An 11,867-nucleotide genomic window follows, 5' to 3' on the forward strand; every position below is an offset into this window, starting at 1 on the left:
TGGCGAGCTAGAATATAGGCCAGAAGTTAGGAATGCCTGTGATGAAAGACGATATGACCCCGGCCTCTCCTCAACTCGCCTCGTCGGCCATTCTCGAACGCAACGGGCGTTACCTGCTTGTGCGCCGCGCCAATCCGCCATCGGCCGATATGTATGCGTTTCCGGGTGGCCGCGCCGAGGCTGGGGAAACGCCGGCGGAAACGGCGGTGCGCGAGTTTCATGAGGAAACCGGCATCTTGCCGCGCAATCCGCTGCTGTTTGAGACCTACGATCTGCCGCCGAGCGAATCGGATGGGGTGAGCGCCAGGCATTTCTTTCTTTCGGTATTCACGGTCGATGCCGATACGGATCGTGTTGCCGTCGCAGCTGACGATGCGGCTGATCTTGGCTGGTATACGGCCGATGAAATCTTTGGCCTGCCCATCCCCGAAAGCGTGCGGCAATGCGTGGAAAAACTGCAAACACTGCAACCGCGATAAGAGCCTCACCAAATTCCCCTTGCTCCCCGACATGATTCGGGGCTTGAAAGGGCAATGATCCGTTTTCTGGCCACACGATCGTTTCTGCTACTGGCTTTTGTCGGCCTGCCACTCGGTGTGCAGGCGCAGGGCACGCCGCCGCTCGGTGTCCCGGTAGCCACCGAAAAACCTGCCCCTTATGATGCGCGCCTGCTGCGTCTGTCGGAAATCCTTGGTTCCGTTCACTATTTGCGCACGCTCTGCAAGGATCCGGCCGCCGATACCTGGCGGCAATCGATGCAGGACCTGCTCGACAAGGAGGCGCTGGGCGAAGCTGAGCGGCGGGCGCGCATGACGGCTGCCTTTAATCGCGGGTACCGGGCATTCGCCTCCGTTTATACTGCCTGCACGCCTCCGGCCGTGGTTGCCGACGAACGATATCGTGCCGAAGGAGCAACACTTGCTTCAGAAATAACCGCCCGCTTTGGAAATTAACGATAAATTAACCTCTTTCTACAGGAGCCCGTGTCGTTTTGGGAAAAGGCTGCTAAGGTTGTTAAGAGAGTGGTAAGAAGTGGCATCGCCCCGAGTCTGGTGCCAAGTAAAGAGCGTGAAACGGCATGGAACGAATGATGGAACCAAGTCTGAATGACATCGACGACATGATTGTTCATGAGAAGATGCAGGCAGCCCTGGAACACCAGAATGAAGCCTGGGCGGATGGCATGGCAGATGGTATCGAGCCTGAAATCATCGCCGATGCCGCCATTGCGCTTGCCATGCGCGAAACGATCCGCCTTCATGGCGAAAACGGTGCCGAGGCCATGCTGAACTCGCTTCGTGAGCGTATGCTGGCCGGTGAATTCTCGCCGGAACGCACCCTGCAGTAGTTTCGAGGCCATCATGGAACGTCAGATATCAGCATGCCGGCCGCGTGCGATTCGCCTTTCCGCATTGCTTTTCGCTGGCCTGTTTGGTTCGTCCCTGCTTACGCCGCATGCCGCGCTGGCCCTCAGCGAATTGAAGCAGATTCCCGGCGAAGTTGGCCAGGACAAGAAAGCCAACGACGTTCCGGCGGAAGAGACGCCGCGCGACAAAGCGCCGATGCAGATCCCTATGCCGGATCCTCTGGTCAACAAGCCTGCCCGCGATGCCAAGGACGACACGGTCGAAGACACGGCCCCCGCTGCCCCGGTCGAGGTGCTGTCGGACGTTTCGAAAATTCCCGAACCGGTTGCCCGGATGCGCGAACTGATCGTCGAAGCCGCCGCCTCTGGCGATATCGAGCGGCTGCGCCCTCTCCTCGGCAAGGGCCCGACGCAGACGCAGGTCGGCGAGACGGACGCCGATCCCATCGAGACGCTGAAGGGGCTTTCCGGCGACCCGCAGGGCATCGAAATCCTGGCGATCCTGCTCGATGTGCTGTCGACGGGCTTCGTGCTCACCGAAAAGGGCACGCCCGACGAAGCCTATGTCTGGCCCTATTTTACCGAAAAGCCACTGGCATCGCTCACCCCGCCGGAAAAAGTCGATCTGTTCCGGCTGGTGACCGCCGGCGATTTCGCCGAGATGGAAGAAGGCGGCAACTATAATTTCTACCGCGTCGGCATCACGCCCGATGGTCAGTGGAAATTTTTCGTGGCTGGCGACTGAGGACCACGCAAAGCGCTTGCCGCGACGCCTGCGAAATCCTACCTGTTTCACTTGATGAACAGGACAAACGCCATGCAGCCCGCCGCCCTTCAAGAACGTGCCATGATTACCGTGTCCGGACAGGACGCGCAGGAATTTTTGCAGGCGCTGATCACCACCGATCTGGATCTTCTCGAAGACGGCGAAGCCAAACCGGGTGCGCTTCTGACGCCGCAGGGCAAGATTCTCTTCGATTTCATCGTCACCCGCGACGGCACCTCGATCCGCCTCGAAACGGGCACCGACCAGGCCGAGGCGCTGTTGAAGCGGCTGACCATGTACAAGCTGCGCGCGCCGATTTCGCTGGCACTCACCAATCCGGCCCGGGTCACCGTCCGCTTCGAGGCAGCGCCGGGCGCCTATCGCGACGCGCGGTTCGCCAAAGCCGGGCAAACGGTCTACCGCGCCTATGACACTGAGGGCGAGACGGCCGGAACAGATGACTATGACCGCCTGCGCATCCTGAATGGCATTGCCGTCTCGGGCGCCGATTATGCACTGCAGGACGCATTTCCCCATGATGTGCTGATGGACAAGAACGGTGCGCTGTCCTTCAAGAAAGGCTGCTATGTCGGCCAAGAGGTCGTGTCGCGCATGCAGCACCGCGGCACGGCGCGGAGGCGTGTCGTCATCGTCGCCGCCGGCACTGCTTTGCCCGAAACCGGAACGCCGCTGACCGCCAAAGGGCGGTCGATTGGGGTACTGGGTAGCGTTATCGGCTCGTCGGGCCTGGCGATCGTGCGCATCGACAAGGCCGGCGACGCCATCGCCTCAGGCGAGCAAATCCTTGCCGGAGACATCGCGGTGACGCTCACCCTGCCCGCTTGGACCGGCCTGGATTTCCCGGTTGAAGCCGGTGAGGAAAGCGCCTGATGTCTGCCCGTGCCTGGCAGCGCATGCTCTCCGGACGGCGGCTCGATCTGCTCGATCCGTCGCCGCTGGATGTCGAACTGTCCGATATTGCCCATGGGCTTGCCCGTGTCGCCCGCTGGAACGGCCAGACGGACGGCGACCATGCCTTTTCCGTCGCCCAGCACAGTCTTGTGGTCGAGGAAATCTTTCGCCGCCAGTTTCCCTGCACGGCCGAGGAGTGCCAGATGGCGCTGCTGCATGATGCCCCGGAATATGTGATCGGCGACATGATCTCGCCGTTCAAGGCGGTGGTCGGCGGCGGCTACAAGGTCGTGGAGAAACGGCTGGAAGGCGCCATCCATCTGCGCTTCGGGCTCCCCTCCGCGGCACCGGCCGAGCTGAAGACCCGGATCAAGAAGGCCGACCAGATCGCCGCCTATTTCGAGGCGACCGTGCTGGCCGGATTTTCGCTTGTAGAGGCCCGCAAATTCTTCGGCCAGCCGCGCGGCATTACCCGCGAGATGATCCTGATCGATCCGCTGCCCGCCATCGAGGCACAAAAGCTGTTTGCCGAACGGTTTGCCGCCATCGAAGCGGAACGCGCAGCCGTGCGGGCGGTGTCCTGAGATGCCGGTGATCGTCGTCTCGCCTTTGTCGCGCATCGCCGAGATGGCCGTGCGCCACCGTGCCTGCGAAATGATCAGCCTGATGGCGAAGGAACAGGCCTTTCACCGTCCGGCCGTGATCGCGGCCGACCGTCATCTGCTGCTCGGGATGAACGATATCACCTTTGCCGGCAACGCGGCGCTTGTCGCGCCGGGCGAAGAGCATGTGCTGCAGATCATCGACTTTGCGAAACAATGGGACCGGTCGGCACCGCTGTTGATCCATTGCTGGATGGGTATTTCGCGCTCGCCTGCCGCTGCCGTCATTGCAGCTCTCGCTGTCGCGCCCGATCAGGACGAGACCGCGCTTGCGCTGCGGCTGCGCGCCTCGTCCGCCTATGTCACCCCCAATTCCCGGCTGATCGAGATCGGCGACCGCTTGCTGTCGCGCAATGGCCGGCTGGTGGCGGCGATCAAGGCGATCGGCCGTGGCGCCGATACGGACGGCAATGTGCCCTTCGTCTTCTCGCCTTTACCGGAGCCCGCAGTCCATGCCGGCTGAGCGGACCGTCACCGTCGAAATCGGCCTGAACGCCGCGATCGTCGCGGTGACCAACCGTTCGCCGCGCATCCTTGCGGTCAGCGACGAGCAGGGCGACAGCCGCGACGGCCTGCCCTTCGGTCCGTTCGATCCCGCCCGTCACCGGACGTTCGAAACCAGCCTGCGCGACAGCGTCGAACGGCAGACGGCACTCGACCTCGGCTATATCGAACAGCTCTACACATTCGGCGACCAGGGCCGCCACCGTTCGGCCGGCGAAAGCAGCACCCATATGGTGTCGGTCGGCTATCTGGCTCTGACCCGCACCGATGCGGAAAACAATGCGCGGCTGGCCGAGGCCGGCGCGCATTGGCGCGACTGGTACAGTTACCTGCCTTGGGAAGACTGGCGGCAAGGCCGGCCGGTGCTGATCGACCAGCTTATTCTGCCGGCGCTGCGCCAATGGGAAAAGGGCGGGCATCAGGACGAGCGCATGGGCCTGCCGCAGCGACGGACCCGCACGCGCCTTGCCTTCGGGCTCGACGATTTTCCCTGGGACGAGGAGCGCGTGCTGGAGCGCTACGAACTTCTCTATGAGGCCGGCCTTGTCGGCGAAGCGGTGATCGACGGCCGTGCGGCTTCGACCGGCACCCCGCCGGTGGGCCTGACCATGCGCCACGATCATCGCCGGATCGTTGCCACCGCCGTCGCGCGGCTGCGCGGCAAAATCAAATACCGGCCGGTGATCTTCGAGCTGATGCCGCCGGAATTCACGCTGACCGAATTGCAGGCAACGGTGGAGGCGATTTCCGGCCGCCACCTGCACAAGCAGAATTTCCGCCGCCTGGTGGAAGGTGCCGAACTGGTCGAGCCGACCGGCATGCTGACGGCTGCGACCGGCGGACGCCCCGCCGCGCTTTTCCGCTTCCGCCGCCAGATCCTCGACGAACGCCCGGCCCCCGGCCTGAAAGTCGGCGGCCGATAGGTTTACGGCCGCTGGATCCGCTACTCGATGACGGCGCAGGCAAGCCTGTCGCCGGCATCGCCGGAAGGCTGGCTGCGGTTGTCGTCGGATTTCGCATGCACCATCAGCGCCCGGCCGCGAATGCCCTCTTCGCCATTGTCGAGCTCCACCATGCTGTTGAAGACCTGGGCGCGCATGACCCCATCGGCGCCGACATATTGATTGGGCATATCACCGGCGTGCGGGCCGTTGGCGGCAAGAAACCCATGTTCGGTCTTGCCCGGATTGAAGTGTTTGCCGGCGGATTCGTGATTGTGCGCGGCGTCGCATTTACCGGTTTCGTGGACATGGAAGGCCACCCATTTTCCGGGCGGCAGGTTGGTGACCTCAACCTCGATCAGTACACCGTTCTTACCCTGCGTCAGGGCTGCCCGGCCGGTTTCCTTGCCATCCTTGCCGACGAAATTGGCGATGGCCGTCTGGGATGAAGATTGCGCAAACGCGGCGGTTGTCGTGACGAGAACCAGCGCAAGCGTGGTGAACAGGCGTTTCATGAGACATTCCTCCGGTGGAGATGATTTCCTCAGCATGCAACGTCTGATGAGACAAGCGGTTCCACGATCAACCGGCGCGATTTGAAAACCCGGCGGTGGATCAGAATAGCCGAGTGGCCGATGTAGCGATGATCACCAAGAAAAACGGTAATCGTTAATGACCGCACCGCCAGACGCTTGACGACGAGCGCATCGATTGGGGGCTGCAAGCGGCGCACGGCCGCTCCCGGAGCCGGCCGCAATCGTCTGGGGGACGGTAAGTTCGGTGTGACTGGCGGAGCACGGCGTATTTGCGCCAACCGCATGCTTTTAGTAAAGGTTCCTTCCCGGCAACTCACCAGCGCTGTGCTGAATAGCTGGTGACAGCGATAGGACGAACGATGAAGATGATAGCTCTTCTCCTCGCCGGTGCCGTTCTGACCGCGCCAGAGGAAAAACCGGCCATTCCCGACTATTTCGACGGCAATGGCAGCACCGGCCAACCGGCGGTAACCCAATGCAATCTGAGCAGCGAAGACCTGAACGGGCAATTCAAGACCTGCCGCTACGACTGCGGCAAGACGCTGACGATCGGCGCACGCGTGGTCTGCCCGTTCGTGCTGCAGCGGTAGGAGACGACGGATGACAGGTTTCGACTGGCACGCCGATCCGATCGACCGCGACACCCCAATCACGCCGACCTACCGCAACACGCAAAACGTCCGCCGTTTTCTGACGGCCGAATGCGGCACCGGCTTTGCGTTCGACCGTGCCTTCATGGCCTGGATCAAGGACGGTGCGGCAAAGACGATGGGTGACGTCGCCGACGAATGGCAACGCCGTCATGCCGCCGATGCGTGACGCGGCATGGTCCTAGCCGATGACCACATCCAGACCGATATCCAGTGTCGGTGCGGCCATGGTGATCTTCGAGGTCGAGATATAGTCGACTCCGGTTTCGGCGATGGCACGGATGGTCTGGAAATTGACATTGCCGGAGGCTTCGAGCTTGGTCCGGCGCGGATCGGCGGGATAGGTCTCGCCCGACAGCTGCCAATGCGCAGCGTTGATGGCAACAGCTTCGCGCAGCAAATCCGGCCCCATATTGTCGAGCAGGATGACGTCCGGGCTGGCGGTGAGCGCCTGGCGCATCTGGTCGAGCCCATCGACCTCTACCTCGATCTTGACGAGATGACCGCAATAGGCGCGCGCCGCATGGACGGCGGAGGCGACACCGCCGGAAACGGCGATATGATTGTCCTTGATCAGGATCGCATCATCGAGGCCATAACGATGGTTGGAGCCGCCACCGAGGCGCACCGCATATTTTTCCAGCGCCCGCAGGCCGGGAATGGTTTTTCGCGTGCAGCAGACTTTGGCGCCGGTATGGGCGATTTCGGCAGCGAATTTCGAGGTATAGGTGGCGACGCCGCAGAGATGCATGAGGAAATTCAGCGCCACGCGCTCGGCCGACAGCAGGCCACGGGCCGGGCCGGAAATGCGGGCAAGCACGGTGCCGGGCGCGATTTGGTCGCCGTCCTTCACCAGAGCCTCGAAGCGGATCGCCGGGTCGATCAGGCGGAAGGCGGTGCGGGCGAGCTCCATGCCGGCAACAACGCCGGTTTCGCGGGCGTTCATTTCGGCAGTCGCGGTCCGCTCCGGCGCGATCGTCGCATAGGTGGTGATGTCACCGGCGCGGCCGAGATCTTCGAGAAGGGCTGCACGAACCTGATCCTCGACCATCAGGGCGGGCAGTTCGGGACGAAGGGCGGTGGGTGTCATTGGCAGGTTTCTTTCGGTTGTGAGTTCCTCTTCTCCCCAGCGGGGAGAAGTGCCGAGCGACTGCGAGGCGATGAGGGGGCGGCACGGCACATTCTGGGTGTTTAGCCCCCCTCATCCGGCCCTATGGGCCACCTTCTCCCCGCAGGGGAGAAGGGAAGTCTCAAACACTTTCCGTTTCGGTCACCTCGGCAACGACCCGGTCGGCCTCGGCGAGCGTCAGGAACGTCCGGTGCTTCCATTCCGGCCTTGGCTCCGGGCAATCGGAGCGGTAATGGCCGCCGCGGCTTTCGGTGCGCAGATAGGCGCCGGTAGTGATCAGCTTGGCTGTGGTGACGATGTTGCTGAAGCGCAGCCGGGTGTTCTGGCGCTCCAGGTTGGCAATCGCCCGGATGGCTTTGACCAGCGTATCCTGGCTGCGGATGACGCCGACATGATCGCTCATGACATGGCGCAGCGCCGTCAATGGCGGGCTGTCCTCCAAGGTTACCGGATCGTCGTTTTCGCCGGCATTGTCGCCCCAATCGGTGATCTTCGGTTCCGGCAACATACCCTTGATGTTTTCGGCAATGCGTGCGGCAAAGACCACCGCTTCGAGCAGCGAATTGGAGGCCAGCCGGTTGGCGCCATGGACGCCGGTTGAGGTCACCTCGCCGGCGGCCCAGAGGCCATCGATCGAGGTGCGGCCTTCGGCGTCGGTCAAGACGCCGCCCATGTGATAATGCACGGCCGGGACCACCGGGATCGGCTGCGTGACGGGATCGATACCCGCCGACATGCAGGAGGCGTAGACGGTCGGGAATGCTTCGGGGAAATGGGCGCCGACCGCCTTGGTGCAATCGAGGAACGCCCCGCGTCCGGCCTGCACCTCGGCAAACACACCGCGCGAGACGATATCGCGGGGCGCCAGTTCGCCGTCCGGGTGGATATCCAGCATGAAGCGTTTGCCGGCCGAATTGATCAGGTGCGCACCATCGCCGCGCAGGGCTTCGGTGGCCAAGGGTGCCGGATCGCGGCCGATATTGATCGCCGTCGGGTGGAACTGGATGAATTCCGGATCGGCGATGATGGCACCGGCGCGGGCGGCCATGCCGACGCCCTGGCCGCAGGCTTCGGTCGGATTGGTGGTGACCGAGAACAGATGGCCGACGCCGCCGGAGCAGAGCACCACGGCGCGGGCCGGGAACGACACGCGTTTCTTCGACTGGCCGGCATCCGGGCGGGCGATGACACCGGAGATGAAGCGGCCCTGGCGCACCAGTTCCTCGACGACATAACCTTCCAGCACCCGGATCGACGGCGTGTTGCGCACGGCGGCGATTAAGGCTTCCATGATCGCCTTGCCGGCCATGTCGCCCTTGACCCGGACGATGCGGCGCTCGGAATGGGCGGCTTCGCGCGACAAGAGCAGCTGGCCCTCAAGGTCACGATCGAACGGCACGCCATAGCCGAGCAGGTCGTGAATGCGGGCCGGGCCTTCGGCGACCATCATCCGCGTCATCTTTTCATCGACGATACCTGCACCGGCAATCAGCGTATCGGCGACATGTTTGTCGACGGTATCGCCAAGCCCCATGGCAGCAGCGATGCCGCCCTGCGCCCAGGCCGACGAGGCGCCATGACCGATCGGGGCCGCAGCCAGCACGGTGACGGGACGCGGGCTGAGTTTCAGCGCGCAAAAAAGCCCGGCAAGACCGCCGCCGACGATGACGATATCGTCAATGCCGTTGAAGGACTGTGGGCGGAAATGATCGGTCAGCATGCTCTTCCTCCTCCGGACTGGCACTTTCCCTCCCCCTTGTGGGGAGGGTGGCCCGCAGGGCCGGGAGGGGTTTCTTTATTTAAAAGAAAGCCCCTCCCCAACCCCTCCCCACAAGGGGGAGGGACTAGCCCCTTTACTGCTTCAAATTCACCATCCGCTCGACGGCAAGTCTGGCGCGGCCGGCGATTGCCGGGTCGACCAAAACTTCCTCCGTCATGAACAGCAGGCTGTCGAGGATCTTCGGCAACGTGATGCGCTTCATGTGCGGACAGAGATTGCACGGCTTGATGAAATCGACGCCGGTGATCTCGGCCTGGATGTTGGAGGCCATCGAGCATTCGGTGACCAAAAGCACGCGCGGCGGGCGCTTGTCCTTGACATAGTTGATCATGCCGGCGGTCGAACCGGAAAAATCGCAGACGGCGATGACGTCCGGATGGCATTCCGGATGGCCGATGATCTCGATGGTGGGATCGGCTTGCTTGTAGGCCAAGAGTTCGGCTGCGGTGAAGCGCTCGTGCACCTCGCAATGGCCCTTCCAGGTGAGGATCTTCTTGTTGGTCTGCTTGGCGACGTTCATCGCCAGATATTCGTCGGGGATACACAGAACGGTGTCGCTCTCCAGGCTTTCGATGACGGCAAGCACGTTGGACGAGGTGCAGCAGATATCGGTCTCGGCCTTCACGTCGGCCGACGTGTTGACATAGGTGACCACCGGCACGCCGGGATAGCGCTGCTTCAACAACCGCACATCGGCGCCGGTGATCGATTCCGACAGCGAGCAGCCGGCCTTGCCGTCGGGGATCAGTACGGTCTTTTCCGGGTTCAAGAGCTTGGAGGTCTCGGCCATGAAATGCACGCCGCACTGGATGATGATCTCGGAATCGACCCTGGTGGCGTCGCGCGCCAGCTGCAGACTGTCGCCGACGATATCGGCGACGCAGTGGAAGATATCCGGCGTCTGGTAATTGTGGGCAAGGATCACGGCGCCACGTTCCTTCTTCAGCCGGTTGATGGCATGCACGTAGGGCGCATAGACCGGCCACTCGAAGGCGGGGACGAACTGTTTGACGCGCTCATAGAGATGCGCCGTCTCGCGGGCGATCTCCGGCGTGAACGTCAGGTCCGGCCGTTCAAGGATGCCGAAGCGCTCAGCGGCGGTCTTTACCGCGCCGGAAGCCTGCGGGGCTGTATTGGTCTGTGCGATGGTCATCGAACTGCTCCTCTTGCCGCCCCTCCGGCGGCAATCCTATTTTGCTCAAATTGAGCATAATAGGATCAAAACAAAACCGGCAGTGCCGGTGGATGAGATTTAGAAAGTTTTGTGACAATTTTCAAGAATGCCCTCCCGCTATTTCTGCAGGAGGGCAAGAAATCGCGGGAGCTCAGGCCATGGCCGGGCGGACCACGGCCTTTTCCTCGATCGGCCAATGGACGATGGCGGCAAAGATGCCGAGTACCACGCCGAGCCACCAGACCGGATCGTAGGAGCCGAAATGGTCGTACAGGTAACCGCCCATCCAGACGCCGAGGAACGAACCGACCTGATGCGACAGGAAGACGACACCGCCCAGAAGGCCGAGATGGCGCGTGCCGAACATGATGGCGACAAGGCCGTTGGTCGGCGGCACGGTCGATAGCCAAAGCAGGCCCATGACGGCGGCAAAGATGATCACCGATATCGGCGACTGCGGCAGAAGCAGGAAGGCGGAGACGACGATGGAGCGAGCGATATAGATCCACGCCAGGAAATAGGGTTTTGAATAGCGCTGCCCGATGAAACCGGCGGCCAGAGAGCCGATGATGTTGAAAAAACCGATCAGGGCCAGCGCGATCACCGCATAACGCGCATCGATGCCGATATCACCGATATAGGCCGGGAAATGCGCGGTGATGAAAGCCACCTGATAACCGCAGACGAAGAAGCCGGTGACCAGCAAAAGATAGCTCTTGTGACCGAGCGCTTCCTTCAACGCTTCGGCGATCGACTGCTTGTATTGCACTTCCTTTTGGCTGCCGGACGACGAATTGCCGCGCAGCGGGATGGCAAACAACGGCACGAGCAACATCAGCGCGCTCATGTAGAGCAGGCTATCCGACCAGCCGAAAGCCGAGATCAGGCCCTGGCTGAGCGGCGCAAACAGGAACATGCCGGCCGACCCGGCTGCCGTGCAGATGCCGAAGGCCATCGAGCGCTGCTGTGGCGTGACATTGCGGGCAAAGGCAGACAACAGGATGCCGAAGGAGCCGGAACCGACGCCGAGGCCGACCATGACGCCGCCGCCGATATGCAGCCAGATCGGCGCATCGGCAAAGGCCATGATGATCAGGCCGCCCGCATAGACGAGGCCGGAAAAGGCCAGCACCCGCCAGGAGCCGTATTTATCGGCGATCGCCCCGAAGAACGGCTGGCTGACGCCCCAGGCGAGATTCTGGAAGGCCATGGCCAGACCGAACGTGGTGCGGTCCCAGCCGGTATCGGCGAGCATCGGCAACTGAAAGAAGCCCATGGCCGAGCGTGGCCCGAACGTCAGAACGGCAATGAGGGAGCCGGCGATGATGATCAGCCAGGGCAGACCGGGACTGGCGGCAGGCGCCCGCGTGGCGGAAGCGGTGGAAACGGCGGACATAAAGCGACTCCGTGTGATTGAAGCGGCAATCTACGCTGTGACAACCTGCTA

General features: G+C 62.5%; 15 protein-coding genes. 10 read left to right on the plus strand and 5 right to left on the minus strand.

What is annotated here, in order from left to right; translation table 11 throughout:
- The first annotated feature begins 41 nt into the window (after window positions 1-41).
- From ACP7BS_RS21815 to ACP7BS_RS21850, 8 genes are all read left to right on the plus strand, one after another.
- Entirely contained in the window at window positions 42-479 is a 438-nt protein-coding gene (locus ACP7BS_RS21815) for an NUDIX hydrolase (protein ID WP_426239803.1), read from the plus strand.
- A 54-nt stretch (window positions 480-533) separates the two neighbouring features.
- Window positions 534-953, plus strand: a complete 420-nt coding sequence (locus ACP7BS_RS21820) for a TIGR02301 family protein (protein ID WP_426239804.1) — start codon at window positions 534-536, stop codon at window positions 951-953.
- A gap of 125 nt (window positions 954-1,078) precedes the next feature.
- Window positions 1,079-1,348, plus strand: a complete 270-nt coding sequence (locus tag ACP7BS_RS21825) for a hypothetical protein (protein ID WP_264265995.1) — start codon at window positions 1,079-1,081, stop codon at window positions 1,346-1,348.
- A 13-nt stretch (window positions 1,349-1,361) separates the two neighbouring features.
- Window positions 1,362-2,111, plus strand: a complete 750-nt coding sequence (locus ACP7BS_RS21830) for a hypothetical protein (protein WP_426231894.1) — start codon at window positions 1,362-1,364, stop codon at window positions 2,109-2,111.
- Window positions 2,112-2,183: 72 nt separating this feature from the next.
- Window positions 2,184-3,023: a YgfZ/GcvT domain-containing protein gene (locus ACP7BS_RS21835; protein WP_426239805.1), complete on the plus strand. Its 840-nt coding sequence runs from the start codon at window positions 2,184-2,186 to the stop codon at window positions 3,021-3,023.
- Window positions 3,020-3,628, plus strand: a complete 609-nt coding sequence (locus ACP7BS_RS21840) for an HD domain-containing protein (protein ID WP_426231952.1) — start codon at window positions 3,020-3,022, stop codon at window positions 3,626-3,628. Before ACP7BS_RS21835 ends, ACP7BS_RS21840 begins: the two co-directional genes overlap by 4 nt.
- A gap of 1 nt (window position 3,629) precedes the next feature.
- A complete protein-coding gene (locus ACP7BS_RS21845) occupies window positions 3,630-4,169 on the plus strand; it encodes a tyrosine phosphatase family protein (protein WP_426231896.1) in 540 nt (179 codons plus the stop codon).
- Complete coding sequence (locus ACP7BS_RS21850) at window positions 4,159-5,133, plus strand: NUDIX hydrolase (RefSeq protein WP_426239806.1); 975 nt, start codon at window positions 4,159-4,161, stop codon at window positions 5,131-5,133. The genes ACP7BS_RS21845 and ACP7BS_RS21850 overlap by 11 nt, the downstream gene beginning before the upstream one ends.
- A 20-nt stretch (window positions 5,134-5,153) precedes the next feature.
- On the opposite strand, the gene ACP7BS_RS21855 is transcribed toward ACP7BS_RS21850, so the two are convergent.
- The gene (locus tag ACP7BS_RS21855; protein WP_426239807.1) at window positions 5,154-5,666 is read right to left on the minus strand and encodes a superoxide dismutase family protein; all 513 of its coding nucleotides are present in this window, start codon (window positions 5,664-5,666) and stop codon (window positions 5,154-5,156) included.
- A 380-nt stretch (window positions 5,667-6,046) separates the two neighbouring features.
- On the opposite strand from ACP7BS_RS21855, the gene ACP7BS_RS21860 reads away from it, so the two are divergent.
- Window positions 6,047-6,277: a hypothetical protein gene (locus ACP7BS_RS21860; RefSeq protein WP_426231899.1), complete on the plus strand. Its 231-nt coding sequence runs from the start codon at window positions 6,047-6,049 to the stop codon at window positions 6,275-6,277.
- A gap of 10 nt (window positions 6,278-6,287) precedes the next feature.
- Window positions 6,288-6,506, plus strand: a complete 219-nt coding sequence (locus ACP7BS_RS21865) for a DUF6434 domain-containing protein (RefSeq protein ID WP_426239808.1) — start codon at window positions 6,288-6,290, stop codon at window positions 6,504-6,506.
- 12 nt (window positions 6,507-6,518) lie between these two features.
- Here the strand turns inward: ACP7BS_RS21865 and nadC are convergent, their stop codons facing one another.
- The 4 genes from nadC to ACP7BS_RS21885 all read right to left on the minus strand — a co-directional run bounded on the left by nadC (window position 6,519) and on the right by ACP7BS_RS21885 (window position 11,816).
- On the minus strand, window positions 6,519-7,427 hold the full coding sequence (gene nadC, locus ACP7BS_RS21870) for a carboxylating nicotinate-nucleotide diphosphorylase (protein WP_426239809.1): 909 nt from the start codon (window positions 7,425-7,427) through the stop codon (window positions 6,519-6,521).
- Between the two features lie 160 nt (window positions 7,428-7,587).
- Complete coding sequence (locus ACP7BS_RS21875) at window positions 7,588-9,186, minus strand: L-aspartate oxidase (protein WP_426239810.1); 1,599 nt, start codon at window positions 9,184-9,186, stop codon at window positions 7,588-7,590.
- Window positions 9,187-9,319: 133 nt separating this feature from the next.
- A complete protein-coding gene (nadA, locus tag ACP7BS_RS21880) occupies window positions 9,320-10,399 on the minus strand; it encodes a quinolinate synthase NadA (RefSeq protein ID WP_426239811.1) in 1,080 nt (359 codons plus the stop codon).
- A 172-nt stretch (window positions 10,400-10,571) separates the two neighbouring features.
- On the minus strand, window positions 10,572-11,816 hold the full coding sequence (locus tag ACP7BS_RS21885) for an MFS transporter (RefSeq protein ID WP_426239812.1): 1,245 nt from the start codon (window positions 11,814-11,816) through the stop codon (window positions 10,572-10,574).
- Window positions 11,817-11,867: the final 51 nt, after the last annotated feature.

Origin of the sequence: Pararhizobium sp. DWP1-1-3 (genome assembly GCF_049896125.1) — a bacterium.
Lineage (GTDB): Bacteria > Pseudomonadota > Alphaproteobacteria > Rhizobiales > Rhizobiaceae > Pararhizobium.